The organism is Paenibacillus oceani (assembly GCF_014705615.1).
GTDB lineage: Bacteria > Bacillota > Bacilli > Paenibacillales > NBRC-103111 > Paenibacillus_AB > Paenibacillus_AB oceani.
In genome coordinates this window covers 45,218-61,251 of the sequence record NZ_JACXJA010000026.1, presented here as the reverse complement: position 1 = coordinate 61,251, position 16,034 = coordinate 45,218, and the positions used below count along the sequence as shown (strand labels likewise).

Annotated in this window: 14 protein-coding genes and 2 pseudogenes; 2 read left to right on the top strand and 14 right to left on the bottom strand. The window is 48.1% G+C overall.

Going from position 1 to position 16,034, the window contains the following annotated elements; genetic code table 11:
* Positions 1-15 precede the first annotated feature (15 nt).
* Positions 16-798 (bottom strand): M55 family metallopeptidase, encoded by a 783-nt coding sequence (locus IDH45_RS18725; protein ID WP_190929652.1) that lies wholly within the window; start codon positions 796-798, stop codon positions 16-18.
* A 136-nt stretch (positions 799-934) separates the two neighbouring features.
* Between IDH45_RS18725 and IDH45_RS18720 the strand changes: the two genes are divergently transcribed.
* On the top strand, positions 935-1,861 hold the full coding sequence (locus tag IDH45_RS18720) for a helix-turn-helix transcriptional regulator (RefSeq protein WP_190929651.1): 927 nt from the start codon (positions 935-937) through the stop codon (positions 1,859-1,861).
* Positions 1,862-2,317: 456 nt separating this feature from the next.
* On the opposite strand, the gene IDH45_RS18715 is transcribed toward IDH45_RS18720, so the two are convergent.
* The 6 genes and pseudogenes from IDH45_RS18715 to IDH45_RS18685 all read right to left on the bottom strand — a co-directional run bounded on the left by IDH45_RS18715 (position 2,318) and on the right by IDH45_RS18685 (position 8,737).
* Positions 2,318-4,012 carry a S9 family peptidase gene (locus tag IDH45_RS18715; RefSeq protein WP_190929650.1) on the bottom strand — a complete coding sequence of 565 codons (1,695 nt, stop codon included), beginning with the start codon at positions 4,010-4,012 and terminating at the stop codon, positions 2,318-2,320.
* Between the two features lie 206 nt (positions 4,013-4,218).
* Positions 4,219-5,226 carry a serine hydrolase domain-containing protein gene (locus tag IDH45_RS18710; RefSeq protein WP_223836782.1) on the bottom strand — a complete coding sequence of 336 codons (1,008 nt, stop codon included), beginning with the start codon at positions 5,224-5,226 and terminating at the stop codon, positions 4,219-4,221.
* Positions 5,227-5,535: 309 nt separating this feature from the next.
* A pseudogene (locus tag IDH45_RS34150) lies at positions 5,536-6,249 on the bottom strand (DUF5694 domain-containing protein).
* Between the two features lie 199 nt (positions 6,250-6,448).
* Positions 6,449-7,018, bottom strand: coding sequence for a dihydrofolate reductase family protein (locus tag IDH45_RS18695; RefSeq protein WP_190929647.1), 570 nt, complete (start codon positions 7,016-7,018; stop codon positions 6,449-6,451).
* 269 nt (positions 7,019-7,287) lie between these two features.
* Positions 7,288-7,722, bottom strand: a complete 435-nt coding sequence (locus IDH45_RS18690; protein ID WP_223836781.1) for an NUDIX hydrolase — start codon at positions 7,720-7,722, stop codon at positions 7,288-7,290.
* Positions 7,723-7,822: 100 nt separating this feature from the next.
* Positions 7,823-8,737 carry an AraC family transcriptional regulator gene (locus tag IDH45_RS18685; protein ID WP_190929646.1) on the bottom strand — a complete coding sequence of 305 codons (915 nt, stop codon included), beginning with the start codon at positions 8,735-8,737 and terminating at the stop codon, positions 7,823-7,825.
* A gap of 177 nt (positions 8,738-8,914) precedes the next feature.
* Between IDH45_RS18685 and IDH45_RS18680 the strand changes: the two genes are divergently transcribed.
* On the top strand, positions 8,915-9,706 hold the full coding sequence (locus tag IDH45_RS18680; protein ID WP_190929645.1) for a phytanoyl-CoA dioxygenase family protein: 792 nt from the start codon (positions 8,915-8,917) through the stop codon (positions 9,704-9,706).
* 167 nt (positions 9,707-9,873) lie between these two features.
* Here IDH45_RS18680 and murD read toward each other — a convergent pair whose 3' ends face one another.
* From murD to IDH45_RS18645, 7 genes and pseudogenes are all read right to left on the bottom strand, one after another.
* Positions 9,874-11,205 (bottom strand): UDP-N-acetylmuramoyl-L-alanine--D-glutamate ligase, encoded by a 1,332-nt coding sequence (gene murD, locus IDH45_RS18675; RefSeq protein WP_190929644.1) that lies wholly within the window; start codon positions 11,203-11,205, stop codon positions 9,874-9,876.
* 97 nt (positions 11,206-11,302) lie between these two features.
* Positions 11,303-11,763, bottom strand: a pseudogene (locus tag IDH45_RS18670) (NADP-dependent oxidoreductase); the annotation flags it as partial.
* Between the two features lie 4 nt (positions 11,764-11,767).
* On the bottom strand, positions 11,768-12,001 hold the full coding sequence (locus IDH45_RS18665) for an ArsR/SmtB family transcription factor (protein ID WP_223836792.1): 234 nt from the start codon (positions 11,999-12,001) through the stop codon (positions 11,768-11,770).
* 48 nt (positions 12,002-12,049) lie between these two features.
* Positions 12,050-13,015: a class 1b ribonucleoside-diphosphate reductase subunit beta gene (nrdF, locus tag IDH45_RS18660; protein ID WP_190929643.1), complete on the bottom strand. Its 966-nt coding sequence runs from the start codon at positions 13,013-13,015 to the stop codon at positions 12,050-12,052.
* The gene (nrdE, locus tag IDH45_RS18655; RefSeq protein ID WP_190929642.1) at positions 13,003-15,096 is read right to left on the bottom strand and encodes a class 1b ribonucleoside-diphosphate reductase subunit alpha; all 2,094 of its coding nucleotides are present in this window, start codon (positions 15,094-15,096) and stop codon (positions 13,003-13,005) included. The genes nrdF and nrdE overlap by 13 nt, the downstream gene beginning before the upstream one ends.
* Entirely contained in the window at positions 15,093-15,464 is a 372-nt protein-coding gene (gene nrdI, locus IDH45_RS18650) for a class Ib ribonucleoside-diphosphate reductase assembly flavoprotein NrdI (protein ID WP_190929641.1), read from the bottom strand. Before nrdI ends, nrdE begins: the two co-directional genes overlap by 4 nt.
* Complete coding sequence (locus tag IDH45_RS18645) at positions 15,461-15,685, bottom strand: glutaredoxin family protein (protein ID WP_190929640.1); 225 nt, start codon at positions 15,683-15,685, stop codon at positions 15,461-15,463. The genes nrdI and IDH45_RS18645 overlap by 4 nt, the downstream gene beginning before the upstream one ends.
* Positions 15,686-16,034 lie beyond the last annotated feature (349 nt).

Genomic DNA, 16,034 nt, shown 5'->3' with positions numbered 1-16,034 from the left:
ATGCATAGGAACAAATTAAACATTTAAAAACGGCAGTTCCCTGTAACTTGCAGTCTGTAGCTGGATTGTCCGTTCGTCGATAATGGTTATGTTCGGTTTTTTGGACCATACTTCCAAATCAATCGGTTTGTAATAGCGCGCTTCAAAAACAAAAGGCGGCTGGAATTCTACGAACGGCGGAATTTCGCTCAATCTCTCGATGGCTCGAGCTGCGCCCGCTTCGATGTCGCTGAGCACCTCGTCGGATGGTCTATGCACGGCGGCTTCGAGCCCCTTGCCATACTTGGTTACGACCGTCTCGATCCCGGGTACAAACATCTGCGCTTCCAATGTTGCTTTGTCATCTCCAGCCAGGAAGATGGTAGGGACTCCATTCAACCCTGCCCAATTGGCAAAAGCGCCGAACTCCCCAATGTTCACCCCATTCAAACGGTAATACTGTACACGAACTGACGAAAAGGTATGACGCAGCGGTGCGTTGATTGTCCCTTCCATCGCATGCTGGCCTACATAGAACAAGGATCTATACTGTGAGAGTGTATCATGTTGAAACTGCTCATACCTTACATACTCCCCGTCCTCCAGGTCCTTCGGGAAAAGACCGCCGCTGCCGTGTCCATCAATCACGGTTACTTCTGCGTTTGGATGCGCCCTGCGGATACCAGCTATACAAGCATTCGTCTCCCGAGCCAGTTGTTTCATCGCCGGACCCTTGTCGGCATTATCATTCGTACGGGTCTGCTTGAAGGAATCTACGCCGCATATTCCTTCCAAATCTGTCATGATCAGAAATTTCATGGATGTTGCTGCCCCCTTAATAAGTCGTTGTTATACCGCATAACAGATGGTAACATAGATTAAGATTAGGATCGTGACAAATACGGGCTACCCGTTGCCAATTTGTAACCCGGTTCAAACCAGGAGGACACCATTCATGTCGAAGATTCCCTTGCCACAGTATCAGGAGCAGCCTGTTGTCCCGTTTACTAGTGGACAGCTTCCGTTCTATATCGGAATCACTGGTAGCTCCGGTATCTCATCAGGGGGGGTCAAACCTCACTACCATGCATTTGCAGAGTTTACCTTTGTAATGAGTGGAAGCGGATTCAAGACCATCAATGGACATTCCCATTTAATGAAGCCCGGAGCGACCTGTCTTTATCTCCCGCATCATGTGCACGAGAGCCAGAATGATCGGCGCAACCCGCCGAAGGTCTATTGCTGCATGTTCGATCTCCAATTGCTGACGAGCTCCGCACTGGAAGATGAATGTCTAAAGACTTTGTATCAGGTAGGCAGTCGCTACCCTTCCTATGTTTACCTGGAAGATAAGTCCTTCACCCGGATGCAGGTTTTGCTGAATGAGTTGCAAAGTGAATTTCTACAGCCTTCCGATACGTTTGGAAGAGAGACGAACATTCGATGCAAACTGACCGAAGCCTTGCTGATCTTCTTGCGCAGCCTAGTAGCCGCACAAACCACGGAGCAAGAAGAGCAGATAACGAGAGGAAATTCCGTTTTCTGGGAAATCCTTCGATACATTCATGTTTACTATAAGGAGCCCATCACGAGAGAAATCGTTGCGCAGCATTTTCATCTCAGTTCACCGTATGTCAGCCGCTTGTTCAAAGAGTATACCGGAGAGCATTTCCTGCAATTTGTGCATAAACTAAGAATCAAGACCGCCGCCCATCTATTGGCAATAACAGATACGCCGGTATCCGAGATTGCCTTCGAGGTCGGTTTCGAATCCTTCCGCACATTCGCTCGTGTGTTCCGGGAACTTAAAGGCCAGACTCCGACCGAATATCGCAATGCGCAACGTGAGAAGGCATCGGGAACTGGAGTCGCGAAACAATAATTTCAAAAGTATTCTTATCATCCATTTAAGGAGCAATCAAGAAAAGCCGTATAGCCACAAAGAGAGTCATTAGGTGTTTCTTTGCAAGGTGGATCATTTTCTCAGATAACGTAGTGGCCGGCAAGAGCGACATTAATACCGCTTTGCGTGAAGCCGAGGAATCAGCAAACCAGAAAATTAGCACACTTGGAAAATAACGTATAAAGGGAAAAGACCTGCGGAACTTATACAGCAGGTTTTTCCCTTTTATGATAACGGGTAAGCGGCACGGACATTTTCCCTTTTCTGCAAACTCCATTTGCAAATCTGCGGCGGCAGCGTCAATCCACGAATCGCCGCTCACTCAGCCAAACCAATAGCGACAAACCGTAGCAAGCTCCTCAGCTTTTTTGACAAAGCCCATTTCTTAGGCTATACAGGAATGTTTAGTTTAAAGCCAAACAAGAAGAATGATCTTCATTCATACTTCTGCAAATATTCAAATAACTGAGAAAACATTTCCTGTCTGTGACGCTTCAAACCATGGGTATCGTCATGAAAGATCGTAAGCTCACAGGGGACGCCGTTGGCCCGAATCAAGTTTTGGATCTTTTGAACCTCTTCATTCGTGGATGTTGTATCCTGTCCACCGTGAAACATCAATAAAGGGCTTTGGATTCTGCTGCTTTGTATAAGTGGAGATCTTCTATTTTTTTCGGTTTCCATCTGTTCGGGATCAGAGGGATAGGCTCGAGACTTGTAAAACCCGAGGTGATCCAGATCCGTGACCCCCCATAAAGTAATTCCTGTAACCCATAACGTTGCATTGTCGGCAAGAGCCAATAGAGTTAACAATCCACCATAGCTATAGCCGATCAGAGCAAGCGGACGGAGATACCCAGTTCTTCGTTTCCAATCCAAGCCGCTCTCCATCACATCCCATACATCAGCCCGCCCCATTTCTCCTATGTTGGCTTCTTGATGTTCTTTACCAGCTCCAATCTGCCCACGATAAACTGGACAAATGACTTCGTATCCCTTATGTAATAGATGCCTGATTATTGGGTTTCCCTCATCGATCGGTGCAGAAGGACCACCAAAAATGAATTCCACAGCAAGATGTTTGGGCTCATCAGGGATTAAACGAAGCACTGGTACCTGTTTTCCATCTCGGGATAATATCGTGTATTTTTCGCGCTGGTAGTTAAGTCTTGGCCATTCTTCAGCTTGAAATATACAGGGACAGTCGTCGGCATAATCCCATTGGTGCACTTGCTTTCCTCTATGAGCTATGTAAAATAAGCGCTCCCTTTCCACATACCATGCCGGTCCCCGCAGGGTTTGCATTATTGGAGAATACCCGATCAAGCTTATCTTATGAATCGCCGTCTGATCATTTAAGGAGTAAACGGCGATTTCGTGCTTGAACATGCACAGCACTTGATTCATCCCCGGTCTAAATGCTCCGCCGATTATATCTGGAGATGTGATCGACCACAAAAGGTTCATATCTTCAACTCGTAATATCTTTAGAGCCACGGAACCATTAGCTTGCACTTCTTTGATCAAAAACGAGTTAGAGTCATCAGACCAACAAAAGCGTCCTGATTCGTGACTGCAGCCACTATCCCCTGGAACGATAAATTCAGTCCCCTTCTGAATGTCTGCAATAATTATTTGTTTAAGCGGGTTTGGAGAGTCGAGATATTGCCTGTGGAACACAACTAATCTACCATTGGGCGACCATTGCGGAAAACGATCTACCGCATCATTGTCGGTTACCTGATGCCTAATATTTCTCAATAGATCGATGTGGTAAATATTTGGGGGTATTTTTCTATCTGTATTGTTCGCTGGATAGGCATTGTAAACGAGAGAGTTCCCGTCAGGCGACCATTCACAAAAAGAGGCATGTTGGCCTGAAGTATTCTCGATAGTAGTTGTCGATCGCATTACAACATCATGAAAATAGATATTTCCGTCTCCAAAAAACGAAATTCGATGACCGTCAGGAGAAAACCGTGGACCTTGAGGAATAAAATGCGGGCCTACCTCACTGACTATGCTTTTCGAAGAGATGTCGTGAATCACCATATTTTTACTGCCGTTCGATAGAAGCTGCAAAATTGCCATCCTGTTAGAGTGGGGATGGACATCCAGATCGATAAACATCCGAAAACATCACCTCCTATAAGACTGGGAATAATTCGCGTATAATCGATCAATAAAGTTGCTGAAATACTAGATAACCAGTAAAAGGTATTTCAACACATTTACTCCAATATCCTACTCGTTCGTAGCGAAGGGCCGCCATGCGGTAGCCCTTTCAGCGTTGCACAATCGTATCCGTCGTAGGAGGGCGCAATACAATGCTAACCTCAATTCACAGCTTTAATATTTATCAGGGATGGTTTTAGCTTTTGAAATAAATGTTGAGAGTTCACTTTTTCAAAATTCCAGAGCATGATGATCCGTAAATCTAGAGCAGGATAATACCAGATTTCCGATCGAAACCCCGGTGTCCCTCCCCTAATCGATTGAAAATCTGATCCCAGAAACCAGCCGAGTCCATATTGTAAATTCGGATCAAACGTCGTGGTATAGTAAGGGGTAAACAACTTACGCAATGATTCCTGCGAAAGTAATTTTCCTTTGAATAAGGCGTCGCACCACTTGTCCAGATCACGAGTCGTGGAATACAATTCGCCCGGCGCATCTACGATTTCACTCAAACGGTCATTTTCGGCATTGATCATTTTGCCGTTATCCATGGAATGCCCGTAAGCACGGCCTGGGTTCACCTTCCTGGGGTAATCGACACCCGTTGCTTTCATCCCTAATGGAGAGAAAAAGAGAGTTCTAAGCAATTGCTCAAATGACATTCCTGTTACTATCTCAAAGATATATCCCATCATTATAAATCCCGTACTGCTGTAGTTCCATCGTTCACCAGGTTGAAAATTTTGAGGCAAATGAACCAGGTAATCGATAAAATCTTTTTTTTCTATGATTAATTGACTCATCTCAAATCGTAAAGCCGAGACTGCATAGATATCATGCAGACCGGACGAATTGCTCAGCAAGTGACGGATTCGAATATTCGGATGAAGTACCTTGAAACGTTCGAAATAGGTTCCGGGATGCTCATCTAGATCAATAAGCCCTTGCTCGACTAACATAAGAGATGCAGCGGAAATGAACATTTTCGTAACGGATGCAATATGGAATTTGGTATCAACTGTATTGGGAACGCTTAGCTGAACGCTCGCTTGTCCGAAAGATCGATTCAATAATTCCTTATATCCTTGTGTAATAAGGATATTGCCGCACAAGAAGCTCTCTTTTTCGTAATCTGTCAGAGTCCTCTCCAATTGTTCGATCATCATTTCACCTCTGCCCCCTCGAGTAATTGATTTTAAAGACTCATGGTTACCTGTACAATAAGCCATGATATCCCCTATACTTCCTCACATTGAATCATCCTTGCCAATTATATCCATAGTTGTGTTGCAATAATTAGGGAGTACATCATTTTATTTTTTTTATACTGAGATTCGAATTATCCCTTGCCCGTTACTTCAACCAGAAAACGGCAGCCGATCGAGTACCGGTTGCCGTCTTGTGTAATTGAGCTATAGTATCCGTTAGTTGAATAAGTATTGATGCCGAAATTGTAAGGCAGATAGGCTGTTTTCTTATTCAAGATACTTATCAATGTGTTCCACTTCAAACAATCCGCTCTCATGGATGAATTGCTTAAGTAAATAATTATGACCACTTCCATAAATAACCAAAATTCGATCATCTTCCGTAGCCAATCTAGCAATGTTGGAGAATATGATTAAGTTTCTCCGATACCACCAACGCAACCAAAATGGACCTATGTAATCAGGATAATCACCCAAGCGTGCTCTATATCGAATATAATATTGATGATCAAAAGCATTTAGCTCCTCATCGTTGTGCGATCGAATCATTTCCAACACTGTACCAGGCTTGTACATCTTACGCAGTTGTTCCGTGTGTTCTTCTGCTTCTTTGGCTAACTCAGGTTGATTTATTTCTGCTTCTTCAAAGCCGCGTTCCAACAAATCAATATCAGCCTATTCAAGGTGCATCCAATCCGTTGCATAAATGTTCTCGTGTCCGAGATTGTGGGCAATGCGAAACCCTAGTTGTTGAATCTCATTTGCTGGCAGTTCTAAATCCCCTGAAAGATATTTCCGATATTCTACATTTAGCTCATCGTTTCGCTCGGCAACTTTCTCCACACAAACTTTCGTCGGACGGAACTCCGTGATTCGCTGTACCAATTCTTGAATTTCTTTCTGACGATAGGGTTCAAGGATGTCTTCAACATAGCGAAAATGGAAAACACCCAACACTAACACAATCGGCTTGCTTCTCATACACATTATCCCTCCTGTTTCCAAATGACGATAACAAGTGTTTATATTCGTTCCGAAAAAGTAATCCCCTTCCAAAAAAGTATGATTTATACGCTAGTCTACCCGTTAGCTTAATAAAAACGGCAGCCGATCATCTGGCCGGCTGCCGTTGCGTTTAATTTTAACTATAGCCTCCGTGAGCGGAACACCTTGTGTGCGGCTATTTCTCCAACTCATAGCGGGCCGCGATAATGCCCGACTTGAGCGTTCGGCTGGACAGCAGCTTGAGCCTGATTTTCTCGCCGCCGTCGTCGAATACCGATTTTCCTCCGCCCAGGACGACCGGACAAATGGTAAGCAGGAATTCGTCGATCAGACCGAGCTTAAGCAGCGTCTTCGCCGCTCCCGGACTGCCGAAGATAACGAGATTTTTTCCAGGCTGCTCCTTGAGTGCCTTGATTTCCTCGGCGATATTATCCTTGATCAGCATTGTATTGTTCCATTCCACCTTGTCCATCGTGCCGGAAATGACGATCTTCTTAACATCCTGCAGCCATTTGGCATGCTCCATATCATGCCTCGACGCATTCGGATTGTCCAGCACCTTGGGCCAGTAGCTCTCCATCATGTGATACGTCGTGCGTCCGTAAACGGGAGCTCCGACTTCGGCTACGATCTCCTCGGCGTATTTCTCTAATTCCTCGTTGTACGGAATCCAATCGAGTCCTCCGTTCGAATCCGACGCATATCCGTCCAGCGACACATGCATGAACAATACGAGTTTTCTCATGTCGTTTCTCCTCCGATTTCGAATTGATTTGGGTCGATTCTTTTAGCCGTTGGCTCGCGTTTCATTCTTGTGTTACATTTAATATAAATCATTACGTTACGTAAGGTTCAAGTGGAAATCTGGCTTTTTTGAAGACATTAAGGTTGGGCAAACTGCCCCAGCCGATGCAACTGCCGCCTTAAATTCAGAAATTTTGACCGGCTTCCGCCGGGGATCAATCAAGTTATCGTACCCGTTTGTGAAGCTGTTTGTCGCCGAAATATGAACCTTTAAACATTTCCATGAAAAGAATAAATTGAAGGAAGTTTACTCTGGGGCACAATTAACATCGGGACTGATAACTTTGAAAAAATAAAATTTGCGGTTGAAATATCAATCCACCTTACTTCTACAATCTCATGATCGGGGTCTAGACTTCCTAGTTCTCCATTAATGATTGATGCCGTAAAGGTGAATAGTAAGGCGTGATGTCCAACTCCAGTAAAAAATGCTTCTCTTACCGAGTAAAGACCTGTTACCTCTATATCGACGCCAGCTTCTTCCTTTGTCTCCCTAATAGCGGCATGTTCCAATGTTTCTCTAGGTTCTACCGCCCCACCAGGCAAACTCCAATCGGAGGTACTTCCCCTTTTATTCCGTACCATCAAAACACTTTCTGATGTTTCGTCAAAAATTAGGGCACTCGCCACATCAACTCTTTTCAAACAATCTCCCCTCCCGATTAAACTGAATATTGGCCTGACACGCATTATTGCTTGAATCATATCTGCCATTACTTGAGCGGGAACAGCACGATCAGGGCAATTAATAGTTGTGATAGGAAGACCTGTTCCCGGAGGTCAGAGCCTTCGAGCGGTACTGCCCCGGTGTCTTACCCGTCAATTGCTTGAACGCTTTATTAAAATGGCTCAAATCGTTAAAGCCGACCTCCTGCGCGATATGGATGATTTTATCGCCGGAGCTGCGAAGCAGCTCGCACGCCATGCCGATTCGCACCTCGTTGCGGTATTCCATGAACGTTTTCCCCGCATATTGCTTGAACTTGGCGGTAAAAGCCGCCGCGCTCATGCCGCACATCTGGTAGATTTGCTCCATCATAATCGGCTGCGCATAATGAAGCTTGGTGAACTCGCACACCCATGCCATCACCGATTTTTCGTCCCGCACAGCAGACAGAGGCTCGGACACCCGTTTCTCGTACCATCGGCTTAAGGAGATGAACAACTCCATCAGCATCGCTTTGACGCACAACCGGTAACCCAATTCTTTTTTTCCATACTCGCCTACGATCCTGTCGAGCACAAACTTCGTCTCCAGCCCTTCGTTCACCGTCAGCTTCAAGTGATATTGAAATTCCGAAGAAACGCGAATCATCGGCTCCAGATAGAAAAAACGGATAAACGGAGTGACCTGCGACAGCTGGCGAAGCTCAACTTCAAGCAACTCCGGCAGAAACAATATATTGTATACTACCATCGGCACACTGCCCGTCACCCGGTAACCGTGTTCCGCCTGCGGCTCGATGACGAAAAAATCGCCTCTGGCGATCGGATAGGTTTCCCCCTGGTAAATATGCTCGCCCTCGCCTTCGGCAACGAAAACGCATTCAATGAATTCATGCTTATGCGGCGCAATTGCGTTCGAGTGAAACTCGTAAGGCGCAATATGAAACGGAAAATCCGGGCTTTCCAGAAAATGCTCTTTCGTGTAGTAAATCATCGTGATCCCTCCGCCAGCGAAACGTTCAAGGAGTTTGTTCCTATTGTAGCACCCTGCATCGCGGAATAGTGTAGAAAATATCCCATGTTTTGCAGCAAATTCGCCAAGTCGCCCGCTTCGCCGCATGATATGTTTGATTCAGAAACCAGACTTGATGGATGAAAGGATGCGATCGTGTTGGCGGAAAAGACGGATCAGTGGGTAACGCAGGAAAAAGTGGAATTTTACAAAGAAAACGGCTTTGTGCAGATCGACAACGTACTGACGGCGGAGGAACTCGAGGAACTGCGGGAATATGCCACTGAAGCGATGACCACGGAATCGAAGCATTCCGTCAGGACGGATCAGGATGGGGGCGCTTACTATAAGGTATTGAACCAAAAAGTAAACGTATGGCGGGACCACGGCGGAATGGCCAAATATTCGCTCCACCCGCGGCTTGCGTCGATCGCGATGCGTTTGACCGAGGCGAGCGGAATCCGTTTGTTCCACGATCATTTGCTTTGGAAAATGCCAGGCGACTCGAAGCCTACTCCTTGGCATCAGGATACGGTCAAATGGCCGATGAACGAAACAGGTGCGCTCTCGATATGGCTAACCCTTGACGACGTGGACGAGCGAAACGGCTGCATGATGTTCATACCGAAATCGCATACGGCCGGCAAGCTGAAAAATATAAGCTTGGTAGATCCTGTCGACATCTTCGAGTATGTCAAAGGAACGGAACTGGAGAATCAACGGCCTGTCATCGTGCCGCTCAAAGCGGGGAGCTGCACGTTTCACGACGGATTGACGTTTCACTATGCTCACGCCAATCAGACCGATAAGCCGCGCCGGGTACTCGCCACCATTTACATGAAAGACGGTACGACATACAACGGCGCCAGCCATGTGATGACGAACGAGCAAGGTCTGGTTGTCGGCGAGCCGATTCGCGGACCGCTGTTTCCGCTGCTTGCCAAAGCCTAATATCGCTGCCTCCAGCGCGTTCAACAAAAGGTAGAGCAGATTACGGACAACCAATCCGCAGGCTGCCCTGCCTTTTCTGTTGTACCGACGAACCCTCCGTTACTATTTCAACAACGTGCCCTGCTTTTCGGTATCTTCACGTATTCTGGAGGAGCACCTCTTCTTACTCAAGCCTTCCCCTCTGACCGCTGCAATGCCCCGACCAGCTCTACAAAGTGACGTCCGCGCTCTTCAAAGTTTCTGTATTGGTCATATGCGGTGCAGGCAGGGCTCAGCAGCACTGTGTCTCCCGGTACGGCCAGCTTGTGCGCTTGTGCCACTGCCTCGGTCAAGTCCCCGCAGTGAACAATGGCCGGGCAGTTCGGCACTCCTCGTGCGGCAGCCTCAATTTGACTTGCCGCTTCGCCGATCAACAGCAACACCTTGACATGGTTAGGAAACAGACGTGCCATCTCATCAAACGGTACCTTCTTATCTCGCCCGCCAGCGATCAGCAGCACCCGGCCCCTGTGCGCGTGCAGCGTGGCAACGGTACGGGCAGGACTGGAGCCGATGGAGTTGTTGTAATAATGTACACCGTCTACAGTTGCCACCCATTGGTTTCGGTGCTCCACGCCGACGAAGGTGCGCACCGTCTCCACAATGGCCTCGTCCGACACGGTTCCCCGCACGGCGGCCATGGCAGCCATGACGTTCTCTACGTTATACCACCCTGGCAAACGAATATCGCGAACAGGTACCAGCCCGTCGATCACATCATCGTGGATCATATGTCTGCCGAAGTACTTGGTCGGCCCCCGCCCTCGCAGCGTGGCGGTCGCAGGATTGTCGCCGTTCAGGACGGCAAGATCGCCAGCCTTCTGAAAGTCCAGCAGCCGGCTCTTGGCGGCGATATATTCATCCATGTCGTGATGCCAGTCGAGATGATTGGGCGAGAGATTGGTAATTACCGCCACATGGGGAGAGCGCGTCATGTCCATCAGTTGGAAACTGGACAGTTCGACCGCGCATACGTCCTGCGGCGACATCTCTGCAGCGCGCGTCAGCAGCGGTGTGCCTATGTTGCCGCCGAGATGCACCGTGCGCCCGTCGTTGGCCAGCATGTCGGCAATCAACGAAGTCGTGGTAGTCTTACCGTCCGAACCGGTCACACCGAAGATGGGACACGGACACAGCGCGAAGAACTCCTCCATCTCACTGGTCACCCGACTGCCGCCCGCACGGGCCGATTCCAGCGCCGGATGGTTTGGCCGCATCCCGGGAGTGCGGAACACCAGGTCGCCGCCAACGCGGTCCAGGTAATTTTCCCCTATGTGCAGCCTGACGCCCAGATCGTCCCATTCCTCCCGGGGGAGGTCCGGGTCGCGGTCCCGCGCGGTGACGATTGCCCCGGCCGAGCAAAGCATGCGGATCAGCGGTGCGTTGCTGACCCCGACGCCGATGACAGTTACATCTCGACCAGTCAGCGATTGGATATAAGCTTCATAAGCAGGATTCATAGACACCTCCAATTAGGAATATCAATAAATCGAATATACCACATATTGAGATATTGAAATGATCCGGCTCAAGCAGGAGCGTCCGCGGCGGCCGCTCTTACTTTATTCTAATGACTACTTTTCCCTTGGCCCTTCCGCTTTCCAGGTAATCGAATCCTTGCCCGGCGTCTTTCAAAGGATACACCTTATCGATAATAGGCTTAATGAGACCTCCTTCAATCAATTCCTTTAAGACCCTCAATTGTTCTCCGCTCGGTTTCATAAAAAGGAAGTGATACTTGCGGTTGTGGCCACAAAAGCGCCCATCTGCTTGGCCAGTTGAATGGCGAAGGTTCCTACGCCTCCCGAGCCTGCGTGAATCAACACTTTTTGGCCTTTTTGAAGATGTAACAGATCGACAAAAGCCTGGTAAGTCGTAAGTCCGATCAGCGGTATCGATGCCGCCTCTTCAAAGGTTAGATTCTCTAGTTTCAGCCAAATATCATCCTCATGAACAGCAATAAATTCGGCTAATGTGCCGATTCGATTTTTGCGGGGTCTTCCGTACACTTCATCTCCAGGTTTAAATGTATTCATGGTGCCCCGTGCATTCATCTTCAACGGCTGTAATTAACGATTTGAGTTGTTCAAGTGGTTCACGGATCGTCAATACATAGTAGTTTTCTACGCCTTTTTTGTCGGATTTAATAAAACCGGACTGTTTCAATACTTTTAAATGAAGGGATACGGCAGGTCTGGACAAATTCATATGGCCTGATATTGAATTTACATTCAGCCCCAATTTATTCTGTGCCAGCAGTAACGGCGAAATGAAAAGGCACCCTCATCACAAGGGTGCCCCGCATTAAAATCGAAACGTATCGTCTGTGATCGGAGCCACCTTCGCTACTGCGTATGTGGAGCCTTTCTGTGAGAAGAAGTCATATGTCGAGCCCTCATTGCGAATTCCGTTCATAACAATCGGATTCACTTCCTCGTCCGGGAACATGACTTCAAAGCCGATATTCATAAGCGCTTTATTCGCATTATAGCGGACGTAGCTTTTGACATCAGGACTTAGTCCCGTTTCCGCGTACAAGTCGTTCGTATAGCTTACTTCGTTGTGGTAGAGATCGAGCAGGAACTCGTAGGCCCATACCGTCAGTTGCTCCTTCTGCTCCGCCGTGAACTGCTTGAAACGCTGCTGGGCGAAATACCCGATTGCAACGCCGTGAATGGACTCGTCCCGGAGAATGAGCGATATCACTTCCGCGCTGTTCCGCAGGACGCCTTGTCCACCCAAGTACAGCGGGAAGAAAAACCCGGAGTAAAACAAGAAGGACTCGAGCATGACCGACGCGAACATCGCCTTCCACAAGGAGACATCGTCGCCTTCTTTGATCGAAAGATAGACGTCGCTGATTCGCTTCGCCTTATATTGCAAATACTCGTTGCGCTTGACCCAGTCGAAAATCGCGTCGATCTCGCTGTTCGTGCACAAGGTTGTGAAAATGTAGGAGTAGGATTTCGCATGAATGGCTTCGAACGAAGCGAACACCGTGTACAAAGCTTTCTCTTGCAAATTCGGCTCATAACGGGCGATTTCGTTCATTCCGATATTGGTCTGAATGGTGTCGAGCAGCGTTAACCCGCCGAGCACCTTCTTATAGGTATCCTGATGCGCGAAATCCTGCCATTGCTTGATGTCTTTGCTGACCGCGATTTCTTCCGGGAACCAGATCTGCTTCCATTGCTGGTCCCAGAACACTTTGGTCAGCTCATGCTGGTTGCGGTTCCAGTTAACGGCTTCGAATGCTTTTAAATCGAACATGAAACACACTCCTCGATCGTTTGCAGGCGCTGACGCACGTAGTACACCGTCTTGATCCCTTTCATCCAGGCATAGATGTACAGGCGGGCCAATTGCTCGGTCGTCCATTGGTCGGTCACGTATAAGGTCATCGATATCCCTTGGTCAATGTGACGCTGAGCAGCTGCGTATAGGTCTATCATTTGATACTGGTCGATCTCATAAGCTTCTTTATATAAGGAGATGTTGTCGTTGTTCAAGAACGGCATCGGATAGATGGTGCGGCTGTCGGCGTAATCGCGAATCTCCACCTTCTCCGTGCATGGCGCGATCGAAGCCGTACTGCTGCGGATGTAAGAGATGCTTCCGGTCGGTGCGATCGCGAGGCGATAGGCATTAAACAAGCCGTGTTCCATGACCTGTTCCTTCAAGGCGCACCACATCTCTTGCGTAATCACCGGAACGTTGCCAAGCGCCTTTCTCACTTGTTCCGGCAGCTCGATAACCTCTTTGGACACGTATGGATCGAAATAAGTACCGTTCGCGTAGTCGCTCTGTTCGAAACCGTGGAACGTTGCTTTCTTCTCCTGGGAAATCCGCATGGACGCAAGCAGCGTGTAATAGTTGACGGCTTCCATGAATGCGTCCAGGAACTGAACGGACTCCTTCGAGCCATACAATATTCCTTGAGAGACCAGATGACCATGCAGGTTCATCAGCCCAAGGCCGACCGAATGCATGAGGCGATTCGCTTTGGCGACCGACGGAACGTTCTTGATTTCCGTCATCATGGACACATTCGTCAATAGGCGCATCGACGTGTCGATCAATTGTTCGAAATCGTTCTCTTTCACCGCTTTATGAATGTCAAGGGAACCCAGGTTGCAGGATACGTCTAAGCCGTATTCATTCTCCGTGCCGTGGTCATGAATAACGCTCGTCGATTGAACCTGCAAAATTTCCGTACACAAGTTGGACATCTTCACCCGTCCTAGATTGCGCAGCGGATGCTTCTCGTTCACATGATCGTCGAACACCTCGAACGGATAACCCGATTCGAACTGCGCTTTCTTGACCTCTGTGTACAATTTGCGCGCATTGATCCGCTTGATCTTACGAATGTTCGGATTGTCTAAGAACTCATAGTACATGTCGCTAATGCTGATTTCGGACATCCTTTTGCCGTATTCCTTGTAAATGTCGTACGGGCTGAAAAGCACGATGTCCTTGTCCCGCTTCATCAGCTCGAAAAAGATGCTTGGAACGATGATTCCAGTTGACAACGTCGCAAGGCGGATTTTTTCGTCGGCGTTCGGCTTCTTGGCTGAAATGAAGTTCTCGATATCAGCGTGGAAAATGTTCAGGTAAATTACACCGGAGCCGTTGCGCTGGCCCAATTGGTTCGAATAGGAGAACGAATTCTCGAGCAGCTTCGCGACTGGCATGACGCCGCTCGCGCGGTTCAGTATCTCTTTGATCGGATCGCCGAGAGGTCTGAGGTCGGTCACGTTTACCCCGACACCGCCGCCTAAGCGGGACAGCTCCAGGCAATAGCCTATATTCTCGGCAATGCTGTTCATCGAATCGTCCATTGTCAGCTTAAAGCAACTGACAAGCTCTCCGCGCGCTTTTTTGCCGCTGTTGAGTGCGGTTGGCGTTGCCGGCTGATACGCCGACATCATGACCTCTACCGCGCGCTCCGCCAGATGCTCGTCCCCTTGCGCCAAGTACAACGCGGTAATGACGATTCGATCCTCATACTTCTCCAGAATTTCCTCGCCATTCCTGCTTTTCATCGCATAGCTTTCATAAAATTTGCTCGCGCTCATGAACGAAGGAAACCGAAATCCGTAAGCGTAAGCCTTGTCGTAAAGCTGCTCGATAAACGACATGTCGTACTGCTCCAAAAATTCGGATTCATAATAGCCCTCGTCGACGAGATAACGTATTTTTTCTCTTGTATCGATGAAGTAACGCAGCTTCGCGTTGACGTGCTCTAAAAAGTAGCGGCGCGTTGCCTCTTTATCCTTGGCGAGATCCAGCTTTCCCGTCCGGCTGTATTGATTCAGCATCTCGTTGTTCAATTTCAAATAGGATTTCATCCGACGTGCTCCTCTCGGAAACATTGCTCGTAATAGTCGTGAATGGCCTCATAGTCTTCCGCGAAGCCGCGCATGTCGATCTTGCGCACGAGCGGGACATTCAGCTGCCGCGCGATCGAATCGCCGGCTCCGCCGAACACGTTATGGCCGAAGTTGCTGTTACCGCTCACGATGACGCCGCGGCAAAGCTTGCCGTTCCTCTCGAGAAACAGCTTCACCTTAACCGGGATCTCTCCTAGGCCGTCCGTATATGTAAACAGCAAAAAAGGCTCCGCAAGCATACGGTCTTCTTCGATTTCGATCGCAGGCAGCCGAAGCCGCGAAACAATATACCGGACATTACCTGTACGGCTCGCAAAAGCGATCATACGTTCACCTGCTCCATAAGTTTGACCATTTCGCTCGTATCGAAAATAAACTCGCCGCCAGCTTCCATAACCGGCAAGCTCGTGACTCCCGCTTCTAGTAATCTTTCACGCGCCTCTTCGTCATGATCGATGTTGACGATCTCGACTGCGAGACCAGAACGCGCAATTTCAGATTTGATCCACATGCATTTCGGACATACCGTTTTCGTATAAAGTTTCATACCGATTCTCCTCCGGTTTCGTTTTGGTCGAATAAAAAAGCACCCTCGGGGATGAGAGCGCGGCCACCGACATCATTCGACTCTAGTTTTAGATAACGAGCCTTGTGCCATCGGCGCACCCCAACATAGAATCCTATGTCTTCATGGCGTCAGCACCTGACCGATATTCGTATTTTAAATGAAGTACAATCATCATAGCATACGTACGCCAATATTCCAATATACAGTATGTTAATTGTCCTTTTGATCCTTTTCCATCAATATATTGATATGACAAGCTTCCCGTTTGGACCATAGAATAAAACTATGCCTGGATATAGCTTTTTTGTGTTTCCCGATAGCAGCTTCC

Coding starts and splice junctions, on each gene's coding strand:
- IDH45_RS18725 (WP_190929652.1), bottom strand. CDS start 798: ATGAAATTTCTGATCATGACAGATTTGGAAGGAATATGCGGCGTAGAT.
- IDH45_RS18720 (WP_190929651.1), top strand. CDS start 935: ATGTCGAAGATTCCCTTGCCACAGTATCAGGAGCAGCCTGTTGTCCCG.
- IDH45_RS18715 (WP_190929650.1), bottom strand. CDS start 4,012: ATGTTTATCGATCTGGATGTCCATCCCCACTCTAACAGGATGGCAATT.
- IDH45_RS18710 (WP_223836782.1), bottom strand. CDS start 5,226: ATGATGATCGAACAATTGGAGAGGACTCTGACAGATTACGAAAAAGAG.
- IDH45_RS18695 (WP_190929647.1), bottom strand. CDS start 7,018: ATGAGAAAACTCGTATTGTTCATGCATGTGTCGCTGGACGGATATGCG.
- IDH45_RS18685 (WP_190929646.1), bottom strand. CDS start 8,737: ATGATTTACTACACGAAAGAGCATTTTCTGGAAAGCCCGGATTTTCCG.
- murD (WP_190929644.1), bottom strand. CDS start 11,205: ATGAATCCTGCTTATGAAGCTTATATCCAATCGCTGACTGGTCGAGAT.
- nrdF (WP_190929643.1), bottom strand. CDS start 13,015: ATGTTCGATTTAAAAGCATTCGAAGCCGTTAACTGGAACCGCAACCAG.
- nrdE (WP_190929642.1), bottom strand. CDS start 15,096: ATGAAATCCTATTTGAAATTGAACAACGAGATGCTGAATCAATACAGC.
- nrdI (WP_190929641.1), bottom strand. CDS start 15,464: ATGATCGCTTTTGCGAGCCGTACAGGTAATGTCCGGTATATTGTTTCG.
- IDH45_RS18645 (WP_190929640.1), bottom strand. CDS start 15,685: ATGAAACTTTATACGAAAACGGTATGTCCGAAATGCATGTGGATCAAA.